The sequence below is a fragment of the Paenibacillus sp. J31R122 genome, from assembly GCF_056269185.1.
In genome coordinates this window covers 281,844-307,182 of the sequence record NZ_JBWDNM010000006.1, presented here as the reverse complement: position 1 = coordinate 307,182, position 25,339 = coordinate 281,844, and the positions used below count along the sequence as shown (strand labels likewise).

23 protein-coding genes and 1 pseudogene are annotated in these 25,339 nt (G+C 44.5%); 3 read left to right on the top strand and 21 right to left on the bottom strand.

Annotation, left to right across the window (positions count from 1 at the left end):
* Window positions 1-97: 97 nt before the first annotated feature.
* The 4 genes from AC0YN7_RS12710 to AC0YN7_RS12695 all read right to left on the bottom strand — a co-directional run bounded on the left by AC0YN7_RS12710 (window position 98) and on the right by AC0YN7_RS12695 (window position 4,413).
* Window positions 98-934, bottom strand: a complete 837-nt coding sequence (locus tag AC0YN7_RS12710) for a carbohydrate ABC transporter permease (protein WP_475810367.1) — start codon at window positions 932-934, stop codon at window positions 98-100.
* A 15-nt stretch (window positions 935-949) separates the two neighbouring features.
* Window positions 950-1,825 carry a carbohydrate ABC transporter permease gene (locus tag AC0YN7_RS12705; RefSeq protein ID WP_475810366.1) on the bottom strand — a complete coding sequence of 292 codons (876 nt, stop codon included), beginning with the start codon at window positions 1,823-1,825 and terminating at the stop codon, window positions 950-952.
* A gap of 61 nt (window positions 1,826-1,886) precedes the next feature.
* Window positions 1,887-3,266 (bottom strand): ABC transporter substrate-binding protein, encoded by a 1,380-nt coding sequence (locus AC0YN7_RS12700; RefSeq protein ID WP_475810365.1) that lies wholly within the window; start codon window positions 3,264-3,266, stop codon window positions 1,887-1,889.
* A 121-nt stretch (window positions 3,267-3,387) separates the two neighbouring features.
* Window positions 3,388-4,413 (bottom strand): LacI family DNA-binding transcriptional regulator, encoded by a 1,026-nt coding sequence (locus AC0YN7_RS12695; RefSeq protein WP_475810364.1) that lies wholly within the window; start codon window positions 4,411-4,413, stop codon window positions 3,388-3,390.
* A gap of 170 nt (window positions 4,414-4,583) precedes the next feature.
* Between AC0YN7_RS12695 and AC0YN7_RS12690 the strand changes: the two genes are divergently transcribed.
* The gene (locus AC0YN7_RS12690; protein ID WP_475810363.1) at window positions 4,584-5,360 is read left to right on the top strand and encodes a ChbG/HpnK family deacetylase; all 777 of its coding nucleotides are present in this window, start codon (window positions 4,584-4,586) and stop codon (window positions 5,358-5,360) included.
* Between the two features lie 204 nt (window positions 5,361-5,564).
* Here AC0YN7_RS12690 and AC0YN7_RS12685 read toward each other — a convergent pair whose 3' ends face one another.
* Genes AC0YN7_RS12685 through AC0YN7_RS12675 form a run of 3 tightly spaced genes read right to left on the bottom strand, consistent with a single transcriptional unit; the run spans window position 5,565 to window position 8,391 of the window.
* Entirely contained in the window at window positions 5,565-6,458 is an 894-nt protein-coding gene (locus tag AC0YN7_RS12685; protein ID WP_475810362.1) for a sugar phosphate isomerase/epimerase family protein, read from the bottom strand.
* 20 nt (window positions 6,459-6,478) lie between these two features.
* Complete coding sequence (locus AC0YN7_RS12680) at window positions 6,479-7,336, bottom strand: sugar phosphate isomerase/epimerase family protein (protein WP_475810361.1); 858 nt, start codon at window positions 7,334-7,336, stop codon at window positions 6,479-6,481.
* Window positions 7,333-8,391 (bottom strand): Gfo/Idh/MocA family protein, encoded by a 1,059-nt coding sequence (locus AC0YN7_RS12675; protein ID WP_475810360.1) that lies wholly within the window; start codon window positions 8,389-8,391, stop codon window positions 7,333-7,335. Before AC0YN7_RS12675 ends, AC0YN7_RS12680 begins: the two co-directional genes overlap by 4 nt.
* Before the next feature lie 129 nt (window positions 8,392-8,520).
* Here AC0YN7_RS12675 and AC0YN7_RS12670 point away from each other — a divergent pair, with 129 nt between their 5' ends.
* Window positions 8,521-9,399, top strand: a complete 879-nt coding sequence (locus AC0YN7_RS12670; protein WP_475810359.1) for an AraC family transcriptional regulator — start codon at window positions 8,521-8,523, stop codon at window positions 9,397-9,399.
* 102 nt (window positions 9,400-9,501) lie between these two features.
* On the opposite strand, the gene AC0YN7_RS12665 is transcribed toward AC0YN7_RS12670, so the two are convergent.
* The 6 genes and pseudogenes from AC0YN7_RS12665 to fabF form a co-directional block, all read right to left on the bottom strand.
* Window positions 9,502-9,993 carry a NanQ anomerase/TabA/YiaL family protein gene (locus AC0YN7_RS12665; RefSeq protein ID WP_475810358.1) on the bottom strand — a complete coding sequence of 164 codons (492 nt, stop codon included), beginning with the start codon at window positions 9,991-9,993 and terminating at the stop codon, window positions 9,502-9,504.
* A complete protein-coding gene (locus tag AC0YN7_RS12660; protein WP_475810357.1) occupies window positions 9,990-11,678 on the bottom strand; it encodes a ribulokinase in 1,689 nt (562 codons plus the stop codon). The genes AC0YN7_RS12665 and AC0YN7_RS12660 overlap by 4 nt, the downstream gene beginning before the upstream one ends.
* A gap of 37 nt (window positions 11,679-11,715) precedes the next feature.
* A complete protein-coding gene (locus AC0YN7_RS12655) occupies window positions 11,716-12,639 on the bottom strand; it encodes a dihydrodipicolinate synthase family protein (protein ID WP_475810356.1) in 924 nt (307 codons plus the stop codon).
* A gap of 332 nt (window positions 12,640-12,971) precedes the next feature.
* Window positions 12,972-14,015 carry a LacI family DNA-binding transcriptional regulator gene (locus AC0YN7_RS12650; protein WP_475810355.1) on the bottom strand — a complete coding sequence of 348 codons (1,044 nt, stop codon included), beginning with the start codon at window positions 14,013-14,015 and terminating at the stop codon, window positions 12,972-12,974.
* A 242-nt stretch (window positions 14,016-14,257) separates the two neighbouring features.
* Window positions 14,258-14,491 (bottom strand): annotated as a pseudogene (locus AC0YN7_RS12645) (DUF3658 domain-containing protein); the annotation flags it as partial.
* Between the two features lie 72 nt (window positions 14,492-14,563).
* The gene (gene fabF, locus AC0YN7_RS12640) at window positions 14,564-15,811 is read right to left on the bottom strand and encodes a beta-ketoacyl-ACP synthase II (RefSeq protein ID WP_475810354.1); all 1,248 of its coding nucleotides are present in this window, start codon (window positions 15,809-15,811) and stop codon (window positions 14,564-14,566) included.
* Window positions 15,812-15,935: 124 nt separating this feature from the next.
* Here fabF and AC0YN7_RS12635 point away from each other — a divergent pair, with 124 nt between their 5' ends.
* Window positions 15,936-16,748: a helix-turn-helix transcriptional regulator gene (locus AC0YN7_RS12635; RefSeq protein WP_475810353.1), complete on the top strand. Its 813-nt coding sequence runs from the start codon at window positions 15,936-15,938 to the stop codon at window positions 16,746-16,748.
* A gap of 77 nt (window positions 16,749-16,825) precedes the next feature.
* Here AC0YN7_RS12635 and AC0YN7_RS12630 read toward each other — a convergent pair whose 3' ends face one another.
* From AC0YN7_RS12630 to AC0YN7_RS12595, 8 genes are all read right to left on the bottom strand, one after another.
* Window positions 16,826-17,377: a histidine phosphatase family protein gene (locus AC0YN7_RS12630; protein ID WP_475810352.1), complete on the bottom strand. Its 552-nt coding sequence runs from the start codon at window positions 17,375-17,377 to the stop codon at window positions 16,826-16,828.
* Between the two features lie 25 nt (window positions 17,378-17,402).
* A complete protein-coding gene (thyA, locus tag AC0YN7_RS12625; RefSeq protein ID WP_475810351.1) occupies window positions 17,403-18,236 on the bottom strand; it encodes a thymidylate synthase in 834 nt (277 codons plus the stop codon).
* Window positions 18,237-18,703: 467 nt separating this feature from the next.
* Entirely contained in the window at window positions 18,704-19,723 is a 1,020-nt protein-coding gene (locus tag AC0YN7_RS12620) for a leucine-rich repeat domain-containing protein (RefSeq protein ID WP_475810350.1), read from the bottom strand.
* A 219-nt stretch (window positions 19,724-19,942) separates the two neighbouring features.
* Complete coding sequence (locus tag AC0YN7_RS12615; RefSeq protein ID WP_475810349.1) at window positions 19,943-20,203, bottom strand: CPCC family cysteine-rich protein; 261 nt, start codon at window positions 20,201-20,203, stop codon at window positions 19,943-19,945.
* A gap of 17 nt (window positions 20,204-20,220) precedes the next feature.
* Window positions 20,221-22,374, bottom strand: a complete 2,154-nt coding sequence (locus tag AC0YN7_RS12610; protein ID WP_475810348.1) for a PrsW family glutamic-type intramembrane protease — start codon at window positions 22,372-22,374, stop codon at window positions 20,221-20,223.
* Window positions 22,375-22,414: 40 nt separating this feature from the next.
* Window positions 22,415-23,785: a VWA domain-containing protein gene (locus AC0YN7_RS12605; protein ID WP_475810347.1), complete on the bottom strand. Its 1,371-nt coding sequence runs from the start codon at window positions 23,783-23,785 to the stop codon at window positions 22,415-22,417.
* Between the two features lie 84 nt (window positions 23,786-23,869).
* A complete protein-coding gene (locus AC0YN7_RS12600) occupies window positions 23,870-24,265 on the bottom strand; it encodes a hypothetical protein (RefSeq protein ID WP_475810346.1) in 396 nt (131 codons plus the stop codon).
* A gap of 470 nt (window positions 24,266-24,735) precedes the next feature.
* Window positions 24,736-25,332 (bottom strand): TetR/AcrR family transcriptional regulator, encoded by a 597-nt coding sequence (locus AC0YN7_RS12595; protein WP_475810345.1) that lies wholly within the window; start codon window positions 25,330-25,332, stop codon window positions 24,736-24,738.
* Window positions 25,333-25,339 lie beyond the last annotated feature (7 nt).

The window sequence follows — 25,339 nt, the reverse complement described above, 5'->3', positions numbered from 1 at the left end:
AAGCTCTTATCCTGCCATTATACACTAATAACCATTATAACCTTAAGTCACAATTATTCCTATACCTTTACACTGAATTGATATAAACAAAGATGTCTTACCCCTTAACCCCAGATGAGGCAACACTCTGTTGAACTTGTTCCTGAACTAGCGCGTAAATCAGTATTCCGGGAATAATGACCATAATCAGAGCTGCGAACATTCTTGTATAATTGTAAGAGAACGTTTCGTTAAAAAACTTCAGCGCCACTGGCAACACTCTATTTTCTTGGCTGGATGTTAAGATTAGCGCATAGAAGTATTCATTCCAATTATTTAGAAACATCAATATGCCTGCTGTGGAAAGCCCTGATTTTGCCAGCGGCAAATTCACGCTCCAGAAGATCCGCCAGAAGCCCGCACCGTCAATTAAAGCCGATTCGTCAAGATCTTTAGGAATTGCAATAAAAGACAACCGCAGTATGAACAATGCCAAGGCCATTCCAAACGAGGCATACACTAGGATCAGTGCCGCTTTCGTATCATAAAGATCCAATTTCATAATTAATGTGAAAATGGGCTGCGCACGAGCGTATCCTGGTACAAGCAAAGTAATCGTACATAGAATAAATAGAAAGGTTTTCCCTCGAAAGTTGAACTTCCCGAAAATGTATCCGGCAAGGGCGTAAATAAAAAGCGCAATTAATGTCGCGGTTACAGCAATGAACATGGAGTTCTTAAAATAACTAAAAAAGTCGTACTGAGTTAAAACGTCCTTGTAGGCCTGAATATCGATTTTTTTGGGTAATGAAAAAGGATCTCCCAATATTTCTTTGTTTGTTTTAAATGATGACAGCAAAATCCATAGCAAAGGAAAAATAGACACAATCACAGTAAAAACCATAACACTGTAAGAAAAAATTCGTTCAGGCCAATCTCTTTTTCTAACTTTCATTAGAAGCACACCGCCTTAATAAGTACTCTCATTCATCTTGAATATTTTATTGATCACAAACAGAACAAGGACACCAAGTAGAATCATAATCGTCGCTGCCGCATTGGCATATCCATAATTGTAGTTAACGATCCCGTCATAGAGCATCAGCGTAATATTATAGGTATCGTTTCCCGGTCCCCCCCTGGAGGTAAGCGCAACTTCTTCGAAACCGGCGATTCTCGCAGTCACCGATAATATAATACCTGTGGCGATCGCTTTTTTTACAAGCGGCAAATTAATATACCTGATAATGTTCCACTCGCTCGCGCCATCCAAAAGCGCAGCTTCATGAACTTCTTTCGGAATTGCCATTAAATCATTGTAGACAATCAAAGTGACATAAACAGCGTAAAATAACCAAGTCAAAGTAATGGCAAAAAATGCGCCCGGAGAATCATAAAACCAATTTACATGAAAATCGGAGAATCCTATGCTCCTAATCAAATTATTCAGAAATCCAATCTCATCATTGAATAGAAGCTTATAAATGATTGCCCAGGCAGCAGAGGAGATTACCATGGGAACCATGAATACTCCACGGACAAATCTCCATCCCATATGTTTCTTGTACAGAACAAACGCCACCAACGTTCCAAATCCAACGTGCAAAGTAGCCGCAATCAATGACCATAATAAGAGGTTTCGCAACGCTATAAAAAATGTGTTGTCATAAGTAATCAAATTGATATAATTATCGAATCCGTTAAAAACAGGCGTACTCAAGCCGTCCCATTTCATAAACCCCGTAATCAGTACGGTACCAATAGGGATGACGTAAAAAAACGCCAGGACAAGAATCGTAGGCGCCAAAAAAGCCGCGATCCACAAATTTAGCCACTTAATCTTCATTTCCTCACCTCTTATTTTATAATGGACCCTCTCACTTCAAGTGGAGGGCCCATTGATAATGCTATTTCTTGAATTGCTGCGCTTTTTTAGTTAAATGTTTGGCAAACTCCTCAGGTGTCATTTTACCTTGTGCCAACAATGGCAGAAATCCGCTGAATTCTTTGGAAGCGATCTGATCTGGCCACACATCCCCCATGGATTGTGCAATTAGTTTAAGATCGTTCGACACGGACTTGTTCATCTCAGCCATAATCGGATTCAATTTGGATTCAAATGCTTCTGAAGTCGTAACGTTCGGAGCTTGACCGCCTTCAGCAATCATAAACAGTTCAGTTTCCTCTTGAGAACGAATAAATTCGAGGAATGCCAGTGCTGCGTCCGTTTCCTCTTGTTTCAATCCTTTAGGAATCCACCAGGAGTAACTTGCTGTAGTTGCAAGCCCGATACCACCTGGATACAGGGAGGCGCCCACTTTCTTGTCAAAGCCTTCCGGCGCCTTCGAGGTATCCGAGAAGTCGCCGACCATCCAGGTGCCGTTTGCGATAATCGCTGTTCTTTCATTAAGGAAATTATTAGCCGCGTCGGCGTAAACAGATCCAAGCGCATTGTCCGTCGTATATTCCTTTAACCATTTTTGAACTTCGGCAAATGCTTTTATCCAAATCGGATTTGAGTAGTCATATTCTTTATCGGCCCGGTTGCTCTTCAACACTTCCGCCGCTCCCGGTTCATTCGCCATGAAAGCAGAAGCCAGAAGCATAGTTGTCCAAGCATTTTCACCTGTCATCAATGCAAGTGGCGTAAATCCCTTATCCTTAAGCGTTTGAAGGGTCTGACCAAATTCCTCAAAATTCATTTGTGCGATCGGTTTGGTAATTCCTGCGGCTTCAAACATCTCTTTATTGTAAAATAGTCCGATGGGACGGATAACTGCGTATGGCATAGAGTAAGTTTTATTATTTCTTGTGTTGTAAGCTATGGAATCTGGAATCAGAAGTTTAGTTAATTCCGGTTTTGAATCCAAAAACGGTTTCAGATCATAAATCTGATCTTTCTCAATGAGACTCTCTACGAACTCGGTAGCCCCTCCCTCGATTAGAGCCGGCAACTCACCTTGCTGCCATAGAAGTTTGATCTTATCGTTATAGTCATCATTTGGAACTTCTTCGATTTTGATCTCATATTTGTTTGCATATTTGGTATTGAAACGTTCAATTTGAGGCAGGAAAAATTTAGCCCCGACATTTTGACCCGATTTATAGTGCGGAATCTTGAGCACTACTTTCTCTTGCTTAGCCGTTTCTTCCTTTTTGTCGTCCTTTGTGCCTGACGTATTCGTTGCATTTGTTGCATTCTTTGGATCATTGTTGGAACCGCACGCCGTCAATACCATCAAGATAGACATACACATGATCATTACGAAATTAAACTTTTTTCTCATAAGCTAATCTTCGCCCCTTCATGATTATTAATCTATTTAAAGATTCCCGGAGGAATTCTTTAAAACATCGGCCAATATTAAAATCCGAAACGTTTTGGAAAAAGTCCGCAAAAAGGTGTAGTCACCTTTTATGCAATCGATCTGTGCTATCTCGTATGATGAGTTGGTTGTCCAGGACAACTTTATGCTTGACATTCCGTCCTTCCAACATATCAATCAGCATTTGCGCCGCTTGATAGCCCATCTCGTATTTCCCCTGGCGTACAGTTGTGAGTTTGGGCGAACAGTAGGATGCGATTGATATATCGTCAAAGCCTACAATCGACATTGAACCGGGTATTGTTCTACCCATTTGCTCTAGCCCTTTCATAGCTCCCAGAGCCATCAAATCGCTAGAGCAAACCACTGCTGTCACTTCTGGTTGGCGTGAAATAATTTCACCAATCGCCGCTATCCCTCCTTCTTCCGTAAAGCGGCCGTCAACAACCTTGCCCGGATCGTACGGGATTCCCGCCTCCTGCAGTGCCAGGATATAGCCTGTCAACCGTTCCCCACTGACGGATGCTTCTTCATACCCATTCATTAAAGCAATATTCCGGTGATCTAGCTCAACCAAATGTCTGACTGCCTGTCTGATTCCATTCACATTATCGGTTGTCACGTGACCGGCCCACTCGCCTGCGACTGGTATGTCGATTAATACTGAGGGGAAAGTGGATTGATCAATAACTTCTCTCAAATAAGGATCAGTTGTCTTTAACCCTTGCAAAATGACACCGTCTACATTGCGCTCCTGACAAAGGTCGGAATAGGTTTTGTTCTTTTGCTTGTTGGGATTCGTACTAAACAAAATGATGTCGTAATTAAGCTCGCTGGCCCGATCGCTAATCCCGCAAAGTACCTCGAATGAAAAAGCGGACTTTATGCTTGAATGTGTGAGCTCCGAAATGATTACTCCAATCGTATTCGTTTTTTTCAACACCAAACTTTGTGCTTGAGCATTCGGCCGATAGGACATTTTGTCTGCCAGTATTTTAATACGGCCTCGAGTTTTTTCATTAACATCGGAGTAGCCGTTTAACGCTCGGGATACGGTAGTGATTGAAACGCCTGCTGCTTTAGCAATATCTTTAATCGTGGTTGCCATTCGTAAAACCTCATTCTTTCCGAAACGTTTTGGAATTAAATTCAATATACCATCTATTGTAAACGTTTGCAACCCTAATGAAAATTTGTTTGGTTCCACTTATCTGGATGTATAATGGATACGATTACACTATCTATCCTATTGGATCAAACAATTGGAGGTCGTAAAGCTTGGTCAAACGGAATATATTTCTAATAACGCAAGGTGACGATTTGGGAGGGAGCTATTCCGCTAATAGAGCTATCCTTGAGGCCTGGCGGCACGGTACTCTTCGTAACGGTTCGCTGATGGCCAACGGTATAGCATTGCTGGACGCTGCAAGGCTTTTTGCCCATGAGGATGAATTCTGTATTGGGCTTCACTGTACCCTGCATGCCGAATGGGAACGCGTTCGCTGGAGCACGGTGCTGCCTCCTGAACAAGTTCCCAGCCTTGTTCTCGAAGACGGTACGCTCCATAAATCTCCGGCCGATTGGAAAAAGTCAGGAATTCAGATTAAAGAAGTGATGGCCGAATTGCAAGCACAGTTGGAAGCGGTAAGGAAGTTAGGATTCCGGCCTATCTATGCAGATACACATATGGGCTTCGATCGAATTGATGATCGGCTACCGGCTTTATTCGATGAGTGGTGCGAAAGCGAAGGTCTAATGTCTTATCGGAATGTATGCAGCGATATTTCGTTCGCCGGACTAGGTCAAAGGGATCCGGTGAAGAACCTCATTCACGTTTTGGATGGCGCAAGTCCCGGCATTTATCGATTGATAACGCATCCCACGTTCGACGATGAAGAGATAAGAAGGTTCGGAAACAAGAACATATCCGGGGAGCATATCGCCAAGGAGAGAGACGCCGACCGCAAGTTATTCCAGGACGATCGGCTTAAGCAATATTTCGCCCAGAACGGCATTATCCCCATACGTTACGATGAAGCTTGGAAATACCGCTGAATCTCTCTTTAGCGATGTAAGATAAAGCCATTGTTGGTGTACAAGATCCTACAATCTTGTACACCAACATAGAGAGAGATGAGCAACCTAATAGAATCTATTATTAAAGCTTATCATAAAAAAAACCAGACCATATTCGGTCTGATTTTTCTTGGTGAAATTGATGGGAGTTCTATGTGAATGTAGATCTAGCCCATTTATTAATTACTTCGCTCTATACTGTTTAAGGAATTGAACCGCTTTGCCAATATCGCCTTCAGGATTCGTGCCAACCTCACGCTCGATTGTCAAGTAACCCGCATAGCCGATCTCTTGAAGCGCCCGAAGGTAAGCAGACCAGTCAACGCCGCCTTCGCCAAGCGGAACCTCACGGAAAGCTTCTCCAGCTTCAGCCATAGCAGCAATAACTTCATGGTCAAGTGATACTTCATAGCCATAGTCGCCATATACGTCACGCGGATCGATATGAGCAAGCTTAATACCATCCTTCGCATGGGTATGAACGATATAATCCTTCAGCGTGTAAACGCCTTGTACCGGGTCATCACCTGTAACCATTACCATATTAGCAGGATCAAAGTTAACAGCTACACCCTTCGTGCCAAGACCGTCGAGAAATTCTTTCAAATGTGCTGAAGTTTCCGGTCCGGTCTCAATCGCAAAATAGGCATTCATATCGTTTGCGAAGCGACTAAGCTCCTCACAAGCGTTATGCATCGTCTCATACACTTGGCTGTTACGATCACTTGGCACGATACCGATATGCGTCGTCACGATATTTGTTCCAAGATCCATTCCAAGCTCCATAATGCGCTTAGACTTGTCGATCTTCGCGCGATTCTCCTTCGGATCCTGGAAGCCGTGGCCACCTAGATCACCGACCAAAGCAGAAACGTCTAAACCTAAAGATTGAATATAGGATCTCCACTCTTTTCTCGCCGCAGAAGAGAGGTTAGCAGGATCAAGCTCACCAGACACCGCGTACATCTGTACGCCGTCTGCTCCAACCTCCTTTGCCTTAACGAGGCCTTCCTTGACACCAAGCTTGAAGCTATCGACAATTACGCCAATTTTATTGGTTATGATAGGTGCTTGCATAGCCGTAACACTCCCTTTGCTTATAGTTCGTTCCATGTGCGCTTAACGTATTCGAATCCTAGTCTTGCTCCTACTAGGCAATCTTCCATACCTTCGAACTCTATCGAGATATAGCCGTCATAGCCGCTTGCTTTCACCTTCTGAAGCACCTCGCGCATCGCAATATCACCATGGCCTACGATTGCTCCGCGCAGCCAATTTCCGCCTGAAGAAGGGAACCAGCCCTCGCCAAGAGCTATGGAAGCTGGACGGATATAGAAATCCTTAACATGAACCATCGATGCAATGCCTAGGTTATTTGCAACTGCTACTACTGGATTTTCGTCCGCGCAGAGGAAATTGCCTACATCAAGTGTAGTTCTGAAATTCGGACGATCTACCGCAGCGACAAGCGCCTGCACACGATCACTGTGTTGGATATAGTAGCCGTGGTTTTCAACGCTAGTCGTAATACCATACTGCGCAGCGTGATCAGCTATAGCTCTGCATGCTTCGGCAAGTCTTGGCAGCTCGGAGTTGAATTTCGTGATCGAAAGATCCTTTGATGACGCAACGTCATGACGCATTTTCTTCACGCCAAGCTTGTTAGCAATGTCGACCTCACGCTTTACGCGCTCAATTTCAAGTAGAAACTCTTCGTCATTCAGCCCGGAGAAGTTCGCGCCAATCGCATAATTAGATATTTCAATGCCGCTTTCTTTCGCTTGGTTCCGAATGACATCGATGAGCTCTGGACTTTCTGTTAAATTAAAGCTAATCGGAACGATCTCAATGTGATCTCCGCCTAGTGAAGCAATATAAGTGATAGCGTCCTGAATCGACATTTCACCAGATGCAAGAACTCTATGCAAGCTGTATGAGCTAATTCCTAGTTTCATAGTTTTACTTCAGCTCCTTTTGCTGCTGATTCATAGATACCGCACAATATTTTCATAATTTCAACGCCGTCTTCGACCGGGCTAAGTGGTGTGTTGCCGCTTTGTACACAATCGATGAAATGATTGATTTCATTTTGGAACGCACCATTGAATTCAAAGCCTTTGCTGTCCGTTTGTGGATAGATATTAACCATTGTATCATTCAGCTCAGTCACAATAACCGTCTCTGGATCGATCTCGAAACCGCCCTTGTCACCAAACAGTTTGACAGCTGTTTCATCGGATTTAGCGTGCAGCGTGAAGCTCGCATCTACTAGCAAGGAAGCGCCATTCTCGAAACGGATAAGCGCATTCGCCATATCTTCCACCGTGTTTTTGGTCGCGTCGTAGTCTGCAGCTTGATAGAAGCTTAGGTTCTTGACGTTCGAACGATTGCCAAGTTTTTTGTACGTATTAGCGCTAACCGATACTGGCTTAGGACGACCCATCATGTACCAGCATAAATCGATGATATGTACGCCGATATCTATCAATGGCCCGCCGCCTGAACGCTCGACATCAGAGAACCAGCCACCCGGGTTTCCAAGGCGTCTAAGCGTCGATGCTTTCGCATAATAGATTTCACCAAACTCACCGCGATCAACCATCTCACGAAGCATTTGCGCATTAGCATCATAACGACGAACAAAGCCTACTTGAAGCTGTTTGCCCGAAGTGCGAACCGCTTCTTGAATTAACAAAGCATCTTCAACCGTACGGCAAAGCGGCTTCTCCACGAGAACATGCTTGCCTGCATTTAGAGCTGCAATGCTAATTTCCGCGTGTGTATTGTTCCATGTGCAGATGCTTACAGCTTCAATAACCGGATCTGCAAGCAGCTCACGGTAATCCGTATATACTTTTTTAGCGCCATATTTGTCAGCCGCTGCCTTAGCGCGTTCTTCATTTAAATCACAAACCGCATAAAGCTCAACATTTGTATTCTTCAGGTATGAGTTCAGATGCATTGATGAAATAGAGCCTGTTCCTATTACTGCTACTTGTACAGGTTTCATTGGCTAATCTCTCCTTTGATATCATAACATTATGCATGTATATACTTTCGTATTATAATAGTTCTGACGGTCAACTCCATGCAAACGTGTGCGGTTTGTTTGTACAATTGTGCTACCTGAACGAAAGGATTGATTATAACGGACAAGTTCGAATCACTGCGTGAACCTATGGATATGCCAGACCCTCATTTCCCTATCAAATTGCACCAATCTTTCTTTGAACAACAGGATCAGGTTGTATTTCCACATCATTGGCACGAGCATCTGGAGTTCTTATATTTCGTTTCGGGTGAGGCAACAATTGAATGCGGCTCTACAGCTATTGCCGCCAAAAAAGGCGATTTAATTGTCGTGAACAGCAATGAGCTTCATTATGGGATCAACCGCTCAACTAATCTGTCCTACTATGCGCTCATTGCCGACATTTCATTGCTGCATAGCAAGTCTGTGGATGCTGCCGAAACTAAGTTTATAACACCGATTTCTCAGAATCGGATCCTTCTTCGCAATCAAATCTCCGGAGATAGTAAAATTACCGAATGCATGCATGCCATTATCAAAGAGATGGAAGCAAGAGAGTTCGGGTTCGAGCTGGCAATCAAATCCGAGCTGTATCGATTGCTTATGCTGCTGCTGCGCGGTCATGTGGCTACCGTATTATCTAAGGACGAGTACGCCGAGCGGTTAAAAAATGTGGAGCGTTTTTCACCCATTTTCCAGTACATTGACCAGCAGTATATGGAGGATTTATCCGTAGAATGTCTTTCGGAGATAGCTGGTTTAAGTCGTTTTCACTTCAGTCGCCTGTTCAAGGAGCTTAGCGGACGCACCGTTACCGAATATGTAACGGCAACACGCTTGAATAAAGCCGATTATTTGCTGCGTCATAGTCCCCTGTCCATATCAGACATCGCTGTGGCGACTGGCTTCAACGACATTTATTATTTCAGCCGAACGTTCAAAAAACATAGGAGAATGTCTCCTTCCATGCTGAGAGGAACGCGCTAACCATTCATCCCCGTTATTACCTTTTCAATAAAAATGGTCAAGTAAAGAGAAGCGGGGCTGTCCCTCGAGGTTTAAAACCTTAAGGGACAGCCCCTTCTTCGTCTATTCATGCTTGATATCCCACAACTGCTTATGGATTTTTATAACGATTTTTTTCAGATGATCAGGCTTATCCACTGCGCAGCACGGACGGTGTACATCCGTTGGATAAAAGACGGCGAATTGTCCCTCTTTCAGCAGGAGGCATGATTCGTCCTGATCCATTCGGGAATAAAAAACAATATCACGAACAGCCAAATCTTGTTCTTCCACCACAAGTTTATCGGAATACCTGATCACATCGATTCTTTCTTCCCCGCTTACGACGTACTGCAAGTCTACATAAGTCTCATGTGATTCCAATCGGTTCTCACTGCTGGGTTTCGTCACAACTTGCTGGACCAGGGCATACATGAGCCCGCCTGCATCCAACTCATATTTACCAGGTTCCCTGTCAGTCAGCCCGCCTGACATAAGATACTGCAAAGCGATTCGGAGAGATGGGGGGTATAGCTTAATCTCTTGCTCGATATGCCGAATATCACCAACGATCATACTACCGCGCCTCGCCCATCATGCTGTAATCGAATACGTTTCAACTGCTTCATTACGTCGCTTCCTCCTCGTCCAAACAGTTCATGCAGCTTTTTGTACTCCGCATACAGCTCGTCGTAGACGGCACTATTGGCCTCAATCGGCCTATACGTGTGTTCACGTACTCGAGCCATTCGAGCAGCCGCCTCCTCTATACTGCCATAACCACCCCGTTCCTTACCTGCTGCAACAGCGCCGAACATCGCTACACCAAGAGCTGACGTTTGCGTAGAATCCGCGATCTTAATCTCTCGCCGGGTAACGTCAGCGTAAATTTGCATCAGAAGCTCATTACGCTGTGGCAGACCACCGCATGCGAACAACTCTTGAATGGCAAGCCCGGCTTGCTCGAAATTCTCTATAATAGTACGAGTGCCAAATGCGGTCGCTTCCAGCAAACTGCGGTATATTTCTTCCGGCTTCGTCTGCAATGTTAAACCAATAATCATACCGCTAAGGTCAGCGTCCACCAGCACTGTCCGATTGCCATTCCACCAATCAAGCGCCAGCAGCCCGTGCTGTCCGGGTCTTAACTCACCTGCCTGTCTCTCCAGCCACCCATGAATGCTGATGTCTTCATCCTCTGCCGCTTGCTCCACATAAGCAGGCACTCCCTGTTCGACGAACCAAGCAAATATATCTCCTACGGCTGGCTGTCCCGCTTCATAGCCATAAAGCCCCGGTATTATACCATCCTCAACGACGCCGCAAATACCTTCTGTATGAATTTCTTTATCACTCAGCAGCATATGGCAAAGCGAAGTACCCATCGCCATAACCATCTGGCCCGATTGAACCGCGCCTGTGCCCGCAACCCCTGCATGAGCATCTATCATACCCACAGCTACCGCTGTTCCGGCTCTAAGTCCCATCATTGCGGCGGCTTCTTCGGTCAGTTCACCTGCTTTGGTTCCAAGGGGAGCAACGTCCCCCTGCAGTTTATGTTCAACAAAATGTTCCAGCCTTGGATCCAGCTCATGAAAGAATGAGGCGGATGGGTAACCTTCTTCTTTGTGCCAGAATCCTTTATACCCTGCGCAGCAGCTGTTTTTCAGGTAACTACCCGTCATCTGCATCACGACCCAATCCACCGCTTCCATAAACCGATGGGTCTGCTCATATAACGAAGGCGCTTCATTCAGCACCTGCCAGGCTTTTGCCACCATCCATTCGGAGGATGTTTTCCCTCCATATCTGCTCAAGAACCGTTCACCGCGCCGCTTTGCAATTTCGTTAATCCGGTTCGCTTCTTCCTGCGCAGCATGATGCTTCCACAGCTTCACGTAGGCATGAGGCTCATCCTGCAGTTGTGCCCGTTCACAGAGTGGAGTTCCGCTCTCATCAACTGGCAGTACCGTGCATGCTGTGAAATCAACGCCAATCCCGATCACCTGTTGAGAATCAATTCGAGCAAGACGAATTACTTCCGGTACCGACTTTCTGAGTACCTCTATATAATCATCAGGATACTGCAGAGCCCAGTCAGGCTCCAGAAGCTTTCCCGAATAAGGCATGCGCTCATCCATGACGCCATGTGGATAAACGGTCACATGCTCAGCAATAACTTCACCGCTTGCAATATCAACGATAAGCGCCCTTCCGGACTCCGTTCCGTAATCAATTCCAATCGTGTACTTATTCTCCATCACCTTTGCCTCCCGATCTTTACGTTGTAACCGAATACTATCTCAAATAAGTATGCACATACTTAGCGGTTAACCGATGCAGCTGTTCTACTTCCAAACGGTTCGTTGGGGTGAACTCATCATGGTTTTTTGAGCGGCAGCGATAATTAGTAAATACGCCCTCCAACATCAAATAATATTTGGCGTTGACCGGATACAGCTGCTTCTCGATCAGAGAAGCTAGACTGAGGAAATCATTGAGTTGCTCCGCTTCTTCCGACTTGGCAAAGCCATCACGCAGTAGTCTCACATACAGCTCGGGATGAAAATTAGCCATTACACCGCTGTACCCGGTCACTCCCAGCTTCAACGTCTCCAGCAGCGTTGCCGTATTCGCGTTATACAGATTTAGCCCTGTCCCTTGCACAGCCTGCAGTTTTTCTGTCATATTATCCAAGTCACAACTCGTATCCTTCAGGAATAGAAATCTGCCTGACTCCGCACACCATTTTAATGATGAAGGCGATATGAGTCTTCTGTATGGATAAGGGCATTCGTAGAAACCGAGCGGCACAGATTTAGGAAGCTGCGTCAGAAGCTTCTCCAGATTGGCTTGCCATACCTCATCAGATTCCTCCTCCCCGGCCAGTCGATTCGTAATTAATACTAATGCATCGATCCCTGTGGTTGCGATAGCCTGCAGTTCCTCCACTTGATCCTCATAGCATTTCGAGATATGACCCGATGCAATAACCGGTACTCTTCCGGCTGACTTTTCCTTCACGAAAGCCGCTAGTTCTACTCTTTCCTGCAAACTCAAATAAAACATCTCGCTCGATTGGCAGACCGCGAATAACCCATCGACTCCTTTACGGATATACCATTCGATTGCCCTCTCAAGCGCTTCGTAGTCAATTTTATTTGCTTCTGTAAACGGGGTGACCATTGTTGGCCATACACCTGTCGATAACTGCATGTTCATCCGATTCTCCCTCTCGCTCCGTTTGATCTTGTAATCCCTCATTTTTCTGTTGCGCTACAGCAGAAATTCGATATTGGTCGCCCTTGCCGTTGAGCACCATCGAAGCAGTCCCCTGGGACACATTCGCAAGCTTCATATATGCTTATAACCTACACCCCATCACTGCTAATACGTTTTGCTAATACGTTATGCTAAAACGTTAATGCAATCAATATATTTTAAAAACGCTTACATGTCAACCCTATTTTTAAGAAACCTGTCTTCAATATTTACAATACAAAAGGTGAGTAGTCAACGGGGGTTATCCGTTTACCACTCACCTTATTTGACCTTTATACTTCGTTCTTCGTTCTGCCTACACAATCGTCCTGACAGGATTGACGGACAACGATATGTGTATCAAGCATACTGGAAGTCGGCTCAATCTGTTGATGATGCATCAAACCCATGAGCAGCCTCACGCATTCGGCCGCCATCTCCTCAACAGGCAAATGCACCGATGACAGAGCTGGTATCGTGAATTGGGTTACTTCATCATTGTCATGTCCCACAATCTCGATGTCGGCTGGCACCTTTATGCTAAGCTCGTTCAGTGCAGCTAATGCGCCGACGGCCATCTGGTCGCTTATAACAAACAAAGCCGTGGGCAGCCCATCATCAGCTTGATACAGCTTTTTGATCGCCTCATACCCACCCTGCTCAGAAAAATCCGAATAGACAGTGTGCTCCTCTTTTGCTGTTAATCCCTGCTTCAACGCTTCAGAAATAAAGCCTTCTTTGCGCAGCCTAATTGCCTTCGAGGAGACATTTGGAACAATCACCCCCACTGTTTGGTGACCGTTCCTAGCAAATAGTCGAGCGACGCTCACTCCTGTCTGGAAGCCGTCGACATTAACCGAGCAATATTTGTCCGAGCTTCGTTGATAGAGAACAACAGGCACATTCAATTGCGCCTGATCGAGAAAGGCCTCGTCCACCTCGGTAGCATTTGCAATGATTGCGCCATTAAATCTAGTGCCGGTAACAAGGCTATGAACCTCACTCAATTTTGTACCGACATAGGGCTGTATAAGCAGTTCGTAATCGCCTTCAATGGCGAGCAGTGTTTCCTGTATCCCTTTTAGGAAACGGCTGATAAGCATCGTTCTAGTATCTAATGTCCAGAAAAGCGCGATAATGGGCAGTACGATTTCACTACCGCTTCTAAGGCGCCTTGCTGAGATATTAGGCTGATAATGAAGCTCTCTGGCTGCTTCATAAATTTTCTGCTGAGTAATCTCCGATATCCGATACTGCTTCCCTTTTCCATTCAGAACGATGGAAGCTGTTCCTTGAGATACGTTCGCCATCTTCGCAATTTCTTTAATGCTGGCCATAAGGATCAATCGCCCCGATACCTATGAAATAATAAAACATAACACGTTACAATAATCATAATCCGCTAAATTCAGTTTTGCTAATACGTTATTGTATCATCTTACTTGGCATGTTATGTTATGTCAATTTATACAGGAAGGAAGCCTCTTGAGAGCTTTCGCGCTGGCTCAAAGATAGATAAAAGGTGGTTTCCAGACCATTTATCCTTTCCCAGCTTCAGCAGCATGTCCAGATAAACAGGTTAAATCAATCGAATAGAGTATAAATACATAGCACCTGGCAGCCCCTTAAACGCAAGAACCCCATTACTAATAAGTGTCCATATCCGATACTCGATAAAGGAATCACCGATTAATTGATGCAAATTTTCAAATATTTCTCCGACAACACTCCCCGCTTTGATGAACCCATCCTCGGCTTCGTCTGTATGTTGGAGCTTCAACACCGCTGCTATAATAAATTCATCCAACTCATTCTCAGGTACTCTCGTTCAGCAGCCTATGACTTTTCCACTCCTGTAATTGTCTCAGCCTCTCCTGCAAATCACTCAACCGCTCTCCTCCTCATACCTCTTCAGAACGATAACGGCATTGTGGCCGCCAAATCCGAAGGAGTTGGACATGCCTATTTTCAATTCGACTTTCCTCGCTGTATTTGGCACATAGTCCAAGTCGCAGTATGGATCCTTCTCATTTTGATTAATAGTTGGCGGAATGATCCCCTCCTGCAGGCTCTTCACTAGCGCAATCGCTTCGACTCCACCTGCCGCTCCAAGCATATGCCCCGTCATCGACTTATTAGCCGTAACCGGAATCCGATAAGCCTGCTCTCCGAACAGCTTCTTGATCGCCGTCGTTTCCGAACGATCACCCACCTCGGTGCTAGTAGCATGGGCGCTAATAACGTCTACTTCCTCAGGAGCAACCTTGGCTTCACGAAGTGCCGCCTTCATTGCTTGGAAAGCACCACTTCCATCCGGGTGGGTAGCCACCATGTGGTAAGCATCGGAGCTGGCGCCATAACCGATTACTTCCGCAGCTATTCTAGCCTCTCTCTTCAATGCATGAGACAGCGACTCCAAAATAACGATGCCCGCACCCTCACTCATAACGAAGCCATCTCGCCCCGAGTCGAAAGGACGGCTTGCCGCGCTTGGATCATCGTTACGCGTCGATAGAGCGGTCGCGTTTCCGAAGCTGGCAAGCGAAATTTCTGAAATAGCGGCTTCTGACCCGCCTGCTATCACGACATCCGCCAAACCGAGACGAATCAGTCTAGAGGCTTCACCAATCGCTGTATTGCCTATCGAGCAAGCCGTTACTGGCGATAATGACGGCCCCAATGCTCCGAACTTAATGCTAATCATAGCAGCTGCCATATTGGAAATAATCATAGGCACCAAAGTCGGACTGATTCGCTCAGGTCCGCGGTCTCTGAGCACATCCCCTTGATCCATCAGCGTTTGAATTCCCCCAATGCCAGAGCCTACGTACACCGCGAGTCGTTCCTTGTCCATCTCATCAAGTACAAGCCCTGAATCTGCCAAAGCTTGCTCCGCAGCAGCTAATGCGAACTGACTAAAACGATCCATTCGCCGTGCTTCCTTCCGGCCAAACCTTGCATCCGCGTCAAAATCTCGAATGATACCTGCTATCTTTGACTTCTGTCTAGTTGTATCGAATAGATCTATGCTGGAAATACCTGATTCACCACGGACAAGGTGATTCCAAAAGGTTTCAACATCATTTCCAAGCGGTGATATAACACCCATTCCAGTAATAACGACTCTCTCCATTGTAATCCATCCTTTCGCAATCTCTTATAGCGTTATATTGTCACCTTTTTTATCCTATTACAAGTTGTTGGTTATCCTAGTATAATTAACACCACAATAACACTAACAGGCGGAGGCGAATATTATGAATACACAAAATAGACTGCAGGCTTTATCTCACTTCTTAAAATCGCAGCGCGCTAAAACCTCGCCGCAATCCGTTGGTTTACCCGAAGGAATGCGCAGAAGGACACCGGGACTGCGGAGAGAAGAGGTCGCTCAATTATCGGGTGTGAGCACGACTTGGTATACATGGCTTGAGCAAGGGCGAGATATTAAAGTTTCCGCATCTGTACTGGACAGCTTATCTACCGCCTTGCGCCTGACCCAGGATGAACGCAACTACTTGTATGCGTTAGCACTGGAAACAGGCTCAACCGCAGCGCTGGATGCTATGGAAGAGCGACCGCAAATCAGTCCTTCGTTGCAAATTATTTTGAAAGAGCTGAAGTCCTGTCCTACTATTATTTCCGACAGGCACTGCCATATCGTCGGGTGGAATGAAGCGGCGTCTCGTGTCTTTCTTGATTTTGATAAGATTCCATATGAGCAGAGAAATATGATTCGTCTCTTGTTTGTTAGAAAGGAATTTCAACGATTAGCTGTCAATTGGGAGCAATTTGTTAAGGGGTTCTTAGCTATCTTCCGTGCTTATTATGGAAAATATGTGGATGACGATTGGTATGAGCGATTTATTCAGGAAATGAAGGGGGTTCATCCTGAGTTTGAACAGCTGTGGGAGCAAAGTCAGGTTAGCTCTGCCCCCGATGTGCTTCTGGAATTCAGACACGCAAAAGCCGGTAAAATGCTGTTTCATCTCACTTCTTTACAGGTTCAAGGCAGCGCTGATTTACGCTGCAGCATCTACACACCTGCTTCGAATTTAGCTGCTAATTGACTTTATAATACCTCTAGGCTCGTACACTTTTAACTAGCAATACGCCAAACGAGTCTATGTGCTGGATTGTTTTCGATTTAAGATTTTTCGAACATATAGGTTTTTCCATTTTCGGGGCTAATAAATTTATCACCCTTAAAGCCCCTACGATTCAATTCTCGAACAAGTAATTTCATAAATGCGCCATGGGTAACAACAAGTACATTTGAGCCTGCGTAATTCAGCTCCAAATATTCAATGACTTGCTCGGCTCTCATTAGGGTTTGAGACTTCGATTCTTTTTGTGATTGATGTGAAAAATACCATTCTGCCCTACCTAGAAACAGCCACATATCGCGATGTAATTTGACCTTCGGTATGGAGCTGCTTACCGCATGAATTTCAATCTCTCTCAGCTGATTGGTTAATATGAACTCGTTTTTATATAGATGTTCAGCTGTCTTAACCGCCCTCGATAAATCGCTCGTCAAACAAGCATCCCAATTATGCTCGTAGCGGCCAACTTGAGACTGTACATGAATTTCAGATTTATTATATTGATCTACCCATTCATTAAATTGACCCGAAGTCATCCACTTTGATAACGGTTTATACGTAACGGCAAAATGTCTCATTAGTCCAATTTTCATAATACTCCTTATGGGGTACTCTTATTTAAATAGCAATTTCCATCTTAATGGACGGATGATAGCTATAATTTCTCAATTCAAAATCTTTTATTGTAAAATCATCAAAATGTTTGATCTCTGGATTTATCCAAAGCTCAGGAGCTGGATAGGCTTCCCGGCTGATCTGCTCCTTCAATGGCTCGATATGCCGCTCATAAATATGGGCGTCATTGATATTCAGCGTCAGCGTTCCTAATTGATACCCCGTTACCTGTGCAATCATGCGCTGCAGAACGTAGTACTGGAACACATTAAATGGGTTGCCTAGTCCAATGTCGTTCGATCTAGCATTAACAATTAAATGCAGCTTGTTCTGCTTCACAAGCCATTGATTATTCCACACGCATGGATACAGCTCCATTTGGTCTAAATCATCAATATTCCATAAGGAAATAACATGCCTTCTCGAGCCGGGATTCGTAATTAATTGTTCAATTAGTTGATGGACTTGATTGGTAATTTTGCCGTTCAACATAATCGGCTTACCCAACTGGTAGCCGTAGGCTTTGCCAATATTGTTGTTCTCGTTCGTCCAATCGGACCAAATGCCTACCTTATTATCATCGAGATAAGAGCAATCGCTTGTCCTTTTCACATAAAACCAAAGCATTTCATGAATAGCTGATTTCCATGCAACCCTTTTGGTTGTCAATATAGGAACCTCAGAATTATCATATTTCAACTGCTTGCAAATGACACTTTTGGTATAAGCCGGCGTTCCATCCGCCCATACTGTCCGAACGTCCTGGCCCTTGTCCCACTCCCCGTCTTCAAGCACCTCATTGACTAAGCTATTGTAGATTACATCCGCTAATCCCATCTATTAGCCCTCCTTAAAATAGTACAGCATTGTTACTACACTCACTCGAAATGACCTCTATTAAACTCAAAAATTCAAAATCAGAAATAGTCCGATTCACGCTCATTATATCAACAGTGAACAAAAACACAAATCGGATCAAAGTAAATATATTGGAGGTTCGCATGCTATACTTGTACAGCTTTGTACTGCCGTGAAAGGGTGATCAACGAACCCATTCCTGCGATTTAACTGCATATTCTGAAACTAAATTGTCTCTATTCCTATGCTGACACGCTTTAGTATCATTGGATGAACCTAATTGATGAGTTAGCTCGATCATTGAACCCACTCCTGTGATTTAACTTCATATTCTGAAGCTAATCCGTCTCTATTCTTATGATGACTCTCATTAGTTTCAAAATGTAGAACTAAATTCACCTCACTTCCAAGCTGTTGTAATATCGTGATACATACGGAATGACCCGTTATAGCCTTTCTGTAAGTCCAAAAGGACTATCGGAAAAATTTACGTATTTCAGATTTTTCATTTTCGGTAAAAATGCCGGATCGCCAGTCAGCAGATTATTGCCTACATTCAATGTTCGCAACTGCTGCAGCTTAGCTATTTCCTCTGGCAGCTTTTTAATTCTGGTATAACAAATACTTAGATGCTCGAGCTGTTGCAGCTCGCCAATTTCCGGGGGCAGGCTGTCTATCGACACATCCGATTTGGCAATCACTTTTCGTCCAATAGCTGGTTGGTCATAGCTTCCGCAATAAATCGTCAAGCTTTTCAAATTGGTAAGCTTGCCAATTCCCTTCGGAATGGACTCGAGGTCTGCGGTCATTATGCTTAAGCTTTCCAATGTATGAATGTCGAAAAGTCCTAGCGGCAGCAACCTAATATGTTGGTCGAAAATTACAAGATGCTTCAGTTGCTGCATTTCACGAATGCGATCCGGGATTTCTGTAATTCCGAACGAAGTGATTCTTAGTTTATCCGCCTGATGTCTAATTGCGTCATCCAGGAAACGATCAAACTGACTGTGCGCCTCAAGCTTTATAAAAAGCCCTGGTATATTCTGTGACAATAGCTCCGCTTCCGCCTCATCAATGTCTATCCGGCCAATTTCCTCATGTGCAATGTTGACGAGAAAGTCTTTGCCCTCCGCATCCAGAAAACATAAATCCTCAAGCGTAAAAGGAAGATTCCAGCCATACAGACTATCATTGACCTCTTTCAATAGATCTCCAGCCTGCTTGCTGCATTTATAAACATAATAAGTCCCTTCGCTGTATGCAATTGCGTTACGTCCCTGAAGTTCCGCATAGCTTCGCTCAGCAACAAGGAACGGCTTCAACCGCGCTAATAGAGCGGCGCAATACTCGCTTCTCTTAGTTAATTGATATCTATCTGCTACTACAAAAAAAGCGGTACGTTCGATTACATAATCGATAAGCTGCTCATATGCTTTTCCCCGCGGATTTGCAATAAACTTTTTCATTCACTCCACCTCGCAATGAAATTTACCCATCTATTATACTTCTAACTAGTCCTAGTTCAAGAATCAATTCCCATTATGTGCGTACACCTGATTTCAGAAAAATTTGGTGTACGTATTACATGGATTATATGTTGAATGATGGGTTCGTTCGGCACTCGGTAGCCCCACCTAAAGCAAAACCTTGAAAGGCATTAAGCCCTTCAAGGTTCTGAATGAAAACTACTTTATATTATTTTGGGGCAATTCTTCATCTAGCGGTTCTCTAACCATATTTTTGTATTGAAGCTTGCAAACACCGAATAGTTTGTAATTCTCCCTTGCTTGATTCAATGAGATATGGTTTGCTCCTATGCTTTTATCGGGCTTAGCATGAGCCACAGCATCAAACTGCCAAAAACATACATCACAGATTTCTACAACAACCTCATCATCGCTTTCTATAGTGAAATTATCACAACAAGGACATTGTAATCTCTTCATTTTTTCCTCTTCCTCCCTCACTCAGGGCCATATAGTTTTTTTTGCTCTTCCCAATATTCAAGCCCATCTGTTGGTTTATAATAAGTTGAAATCCCGCCATATTTATTTATTATTCCAAATTCGTTAGTAGCTGTATCATATCTAAAATATGTGCCTTGTTCTGATTCAAAAGATTTTGTTGTTGAAGTCGGGGACTTTTCAAGAAAATCTCTTGCACCATCTAGATATTGAGTTTCAGTCGTATAACCAAAGTCATCTTTATGATCGGTAAAGTGTCTTGTCAGAGTACTCCTACCTTTGCCTCTTGTAAAATCAGAAGCGGCATTCCTTGTACCTGTATAAAGCTTAGCAGGATAATCCGTCCCCTCATCGGCTTTATCCTTATTCGGCGTATCATCATCCGCCTTCTGGGGATCGTCCGTGCTCTTGCCCGGGCTGTTGCCGTCATTTTTCGGAGGTTTCGGATGAACCGGGACGTCGATATCCGGCTTCCGGGAACCGAGCTTATCCAGAAGCTTGCGCACATACCGGCTTCCTTTCATTCCCACCCAACTTAGCGCTTTACCGAATGGGATACGGTTTAGTATAATGCCTATAGCGAAGGAAAGCGCTTTTTCGGGAGTAAACAGCTTCTTCGGATCGCGGATATAGCCGGCAATCTCATGCCCGCTCCCGGCGATTTCCATCCCCGTCATTACGATGCCAAAAGCCGGCCAGAATCCGACGAACAGCAGTGACAAGGCAAGGGCTCCGAGCAGGATCGCGCCCTGTTCATACCAATCGAGCCGATCCCACCAATCTTGCAACGAGTCGAACATACAGGTGAAACATGCCGGTTCTCCTCCGCTCGTGTGTGCCCCGATACCTGCGAACATACCGGCCACGAGCAGAATTATAGCGAGTCCGGTTAACGCTTGGCAAAGAGCTTTTACCCGAGCATCGATAGGCTCCTGTCTGCCAGCCGCTTCGTCATTTCCATAAAGGATATGAAATCCAAGCTCCCTGCGCTCCCGGTAAAATCCGAGCCAATAGATGAATTTTCCTCGGTCCAAACAAAAAGAGCGGGTCATATTCCACAGCTCGGTAAATGGATTAAGAAACGGCTCATTCGGCAGTGACGGAAGGCGGATTCGTATCTTGTTCAGCGACCAGTAGTCGGCAAAAATCGATGCGGCCAGCATCAGCAGGAAGGCCGGCTGAGTTTTATAACCGCTGCCGGTCCAATCATGAAGCCGGAACACCCAATCCGGCAGCCGGTGCTGACCGTTATATGCCGCGTGATCTAGGATGGACCAAAGCAAAATGATTACCGGGAACAGAATAACCCATTTCGTCAGTGTTGTCCGCAGCCGATAGGCAATTCCGCACGCAAGCGCGATCATGGCGGTATGTACGGGATGACCGACGGTCATTAGCGTCGGGAACACACTTTCTTCAAGACGCCCGGGAAACAGCGAGAAAAAGTCCCAATGGATCGTTTCGCCGCCCAGCCATGTAAAGCCGTAGCCGAACTTTTCCGCAAGAGCGCCGGAACTCAGCCACCTTCGGGACAACTCCTCCATCAGTTGGAAGCCGACGCCGGTTGCCGCGCCGATGAGCGTGTAATCGCTTAAACTCAAGGCGGAAGCTCGACGTGAGAACAACAGAAATACGCCTAGCGGAAGGAGCTTCCACAATTCTTCGAAAATTGGCGTGATCACGGCAATGGACCAAGTGTCGGAAGTTTTTCCGCCGAAAAGCACGTGGAAAGCATTGACCGTAAGTGTCGTGAACGGTACGACAAGAGAAACGCCTGCCAGAACGAACAGAACGATCTGCTTCCACGGCATCGTTTTGCTTCGGCACAGAAACCAAAACTGCAGCAGCACATAAAACGACCATAAATATTGAACCATCATGGTACGCGATTCTTTAACGAAAAACAAGCTTAAAACAAACATGATGAGCGACAACCATGAAAAAGTCGTATACGCCGTTTTAATAAACGGATATTTCTCAATCCATGATTGACAAGTTCGATAGATGGCCTCAAGGAAATCCCGAATTCCGGTTCGAATGGACCAGATCGTATTTATTACGGTTGCCTCCTTTAAAAGCCGACCTTGTGCGAGCGGGACGTCCCCCTTGACGCCGGCCGACCATGAGTAAATAAATGAATTCCTAAACACCATGGTTACCAATCGATCGGAGCGGAGGTTTAAGCCTCAGCCGCTAATTATTTTTCTTATTCTTCAAATCATCGATATTCTTATCTCCTTCATCCTTGATATCGTTATAAACCTGATTTCCACTTTTCGTGACTTCGTGATACAAACGGCTCCCTGTATCACGTGCATAAGTCCTTGCGAAATTTCTACGTTCTGTAATCTGTATCCTGACCTCACCGTGAGGGATAGCATTTCCGTTTTTAGATTCTAGATACTTAAGGGCTGCTAGCAGATTATCATATTCTTTGTTCGCTAGAATTTGCATCGTTTCTTGTGTTCTATTGATTGTTCCCTGTTTCTGTTCTTTTTGTATATTTGCCTGACCTTCTCCTTTTTCTTTCCATGTCGTCCACTCGCCTTGTAATTTGGCATACGCTTTATTGAGATAATTTTTTAGTGATTCGTCATTATCTACAGAAGTGAACTCTCCACCACCAGATGTAGCAACTTGTCGAAGCAATTTCTGTCCATCGTTATCCACATCAAAGCCAATAATATTTACAACTGTCTTCACTTTGGATTGGTTGAGTTCTTTAGCAATCTGTACGGGATTACCTCCACATGTTTCAATTCCATCACTAACCACATATACGACCGAATCGGTTGTCTCAGGATTAATGTCTTTTTCTACAGATTTCAGAGCATTTGCAATGGGTGTCCATCCAGCTGGTTTTACGCCTTGAAGTGCCGTTTTCATTTGATTTGTCTGGTCACCTTGACCATGAAATATTTCTTCTGTACTGTTACATGATACTTGTTTATCTTTCTGACTTCCTGTTCCTTTATGTCCATATACCCGCAAAGATATCTCTGCATTTTCGGGTAATTTATCTGCGAAGATCTGAATAGCTTCTTTGGCAGAGTCCATTTTTGATTTGCCATTGATCTGCGCTTTCATGCTGCCACTGGCATCAAGTAGGATCGAAATGTGTAACTTCTTACTTGTGGGTAATGTGATGTTACCATTAGGTCGCTCATTATTCACTATGACTTCTGTTTCAATATTATTGAAAGTGGTCACATAAGAGCGATAATCTTCAGCCAATAGGAGGAGGAGTTCTTCCTTATATTGATCAGCTGTCAGGTTACTTGGTAATTCATCCAGAGCCGCTTGAACTTTCTGTTCATCATAGTTAGACCCAGCAAAGCGTCCTGGAGGTTTCACTAATATTTCTTCATCTGTTAAGGAAGTATGAGGTTCACTTTGATTAGAGTCCGGTAGGCTCTGAATTTTTGAATTGTTCTTTTCTGGTTCATCACTTTGCGTAGAATCCGATGAGTCCTGATTTTTTAAAGCATTCTTATCTGTTTCATTACTACAACCAGCAAGGATTACGATTAACGTTATAAATATGAAGATAGATCTTCGTATCATCAACTTACCTCCACTGCAGAATTTGGTTTCTTTTTAGTATTTTTAAGCTTTTATTTGATAACCGCGGTTCCGAGAATATAGCTGTTAATCAGGCTGATACGAGCAGACTAAATCTGCCGATTTCCATTCGTATCGAAGCTTTAATTCGTCGCCGCTGCGGTCTGCGGCCATAATGAAAGGCTCCGCTTTGGGCTCGTGCAAAACAACCCGAATATCGTTTCCTTTCTTCTCGTATTCCCCGATCCATATATGGGTAACGTTGCCCGTCGTTTCATGAACGGAAAAAGGGTCTCTATCTGAAAATGGATTTTCAAGAAATTTCATCTCGGCAAAACAGGCTGACGATTGGGAACCGGCTGCAAGCTTCCAGTCCCCCTCTATTTTCAAATCTTCGGCTTCCGTTTTTTTTGCATCATTACACCCAACCAGCAAGGAAACGGCAAATAATGCAGCAATCGTTCCAACTACTGTACTTTTCATCAATAACCTCCATTGCATTTTAATTCCATTGAACAATAAAACGAAGAAGATCCATAACTACCAGAGGGAAATGCCGTTATAACGTTATATGCTTAAATGGCTTTATACTTGTGTAAGAATATAAACGATCGGTTCTGAATGGTTATTCGTTCCAAAAAAATAGCCTTTTGAGATACTTACACCCGGCAGGGTATCTTGAAACATTTCCGGGATAAGATATGGCTGCCGGTTCTGATATGCTCCCCTTAAAGTAGACAGGTTAAATAAATAAACTGCGACTTGGAGGTGAGCTTTCTTTGTCCAAAAAGAATGTATATTAAGCTATAGAGAAACTCTAATGTTTTTATGTAATCTTCAGAACTGCATGCCATCATGTGCATGCATGATAGCAACATTGAATTTAAAAACGGGCTGTCTCGAAGTAGATTTATCTACTTGAAAACAGCCCTTACTTGCCATGTCGCTCTTCGCTATAAAGGAGCAATCATCCTCAGCAGTACGTCAACTCTCGGAAGCTGGTACCCACCAATCTTCTGCACATTGAGCACCATCAGACCAGAGAGGACCGATAGGTAAGACGAAATCATTTCGTCCAAATCTCCAACCACAAGCTCTCCGAGCTCTTGTCCTTCCCGGAATAATGAATGCAGTTGCTTGACGTAATTGTCCATCGAGTAATGCTTCATCAACTCCAACACCTTTTCAGGCACTCCATCGGATGTTCGTGCCTGATGGATCAGCAGAAAGTAGTCCGTACCACCTTCATCCAACATATCTTGCGTTAACGCTCTGATTTTATCGATCGGCGAACCCGGCAGCTCATAAACACTTTGCATAGCCTCATCCGATGCAATCATTGCTCTTTCAACAAGTGTTGTGAAAAGCTCTTCTTTAGACGCAAAGTAATGATAAAGCAGCCCATGACTAATCTCGGCTTCAGCGGCAATCATGCTCATTTTCGTCCCAATAATCCCCCGCCTTGCAAAAACTTTAAGCGCAGCGCTTATAATTTGCTCCCTGCGTTCATCTCGAATGTGATGCTGTTGTTCTTCATTCAACGGAGACAATACGTCT

Bases quoted from the DNA above. Each gene is read 5' to 3' on its own strand.
- fabF (WP_475810354.1), bottom strand. From the start codon at position 15,811: ATGGAGAGAGTCGTTATTACTGGAATGGGTGTTATATCACCGCTTGGA.
- AC0YN7_RS12615 (WP_475810349.1), bottom strand. From the start codon at position 20,203: ATGAAGAGATTACAATGTCCTTGTTGTGATAATTTCACTATAGAAAGC.
- AC0YN7_RS12700 (WP_475810365.1), bottom strand. From the start codon at position 3,266: ATGAGAAAAAAGTTTAATTTCGTAATGATCATGTGTATGTCTATCTTG.
- AC0YN7_RS12610 (WP_475810348.1), bottom strand. From the start codon at position 22,374: ATGGTGTTTAGGAATTCATTTATTTACTCATGGTCGGCCGGCGTCAAG.
- AC0YN7_RS12695 (WP_475810364.1), bottom strand. From the start codon at position 4,413: ATGGCAACCACGATTAAAGATATTGCTAAAGCAGCAGGCGTTTCAATC.
- thyA (WP_475810351.1), bottom strand. From the start codon at position 18,236: ATGGGATTAGCGGATGTAATCTACAATAGCTTAGTCAATGAGGTGCTT.
- AC0YN7_RS12650 (WP_475810355.1), bottom strand. From the start codon at position 14,015: ATGGCCAGCATTAAAGAAATTGCGAAGATGGCGAACGTATCTCAAGGA.
- AC0YN7_RS12635 (WP_475810353.1), top strand. From the start codon at position 15,936: ATGAATACACAAAATAGACTGCAGGCTTTATCTCACTTCTTAAAATCG.
- AC0YN7_RS12685 (WP_475810362.1), bottom strand. From the start codon at position 6,458: ATGCAAGCACCTATCATAACCAATAAAATTGGCGTAATTGTCGATAGC.
- AC0YN7_RS12655 (WP_475810356.1), bottom strand. From the start codon at position 12,639: ATGAACATGCAGTTATCGACAGGTGTATGGCCAACAATGGTCACCCCG.
- AC0YN7_RS12660 (WP_475810357.1), bottom strand. From the start codon at position 11,678: ATGGAGAATAAGTACACGATTGGAATTGATTACGGAACGGAGTCCGGA.
- AC0YN7_RS12675 (WP_475810360.1), bottom strand. From the start codon at position 8,391: ATGAAACCTGTACAAGTAGCAGTAATAGGAACAGGCTCTATTTCATCA.
- AC0YN7_RS12600 (WP_475810346.1), bottom strand. From the start codon at position 24,265: ATGAAAAGTACAGTAGTTGGAACGATTGCTGCATTATTTGCCGTTTCC.
- AC0YN7_RS12710 (WP_475810367.1), bottom strand. From the start codon at position 934: ATGAAAGTTAGAAAAAGAGATTGGCCTGAACGAATTTTTTCTTACAGT.
- AC0YN7_RS12680 (WP_475810361.1), bottom strand. From the start codon at position 7,336: ATGAAACTAGGAATTAGCTCATACAGCTTGCATAGAGTTCTTGCATCT.
- AC0YN7_RS12620 (WP_475810350.1), bottom strand. From the start codon at position 19,723: ATGAAAAAGTTTATTGCAAATCCGCGGGGAAAAGCATATGAGCAGCTT.
- AC0YN7_RS12705 (WP_475810366.1), bottom strand. From the start codon at position 1,825: ATGAAGATTAAGTGGCTAAATTTGTGGATCGCGGCTTTTTTGGCGCCT.
- AC0YN7_RS12665 (WP_475810358.1), bottom strand. From the start codon at position 9,993: ATGATCGTTGGTGATATTCGGCATATCGAGCAAGAGATTAAGCTATAC.
- AC0YN7_RS12605 (WP_475810347.1), bottom strand. From the start codon at position 23,785: ATGATACGAAGATCTATCTTCATATTTATAACGTTAATCGTAATCCTT.
- AC0YN7_RS12630 (WP_475810352.1), bottom strand. From the start codon at position 17,377: ATGAAAATTGGACTAATGAGACATTTTGCCGTTACGTATAAACCGTTA.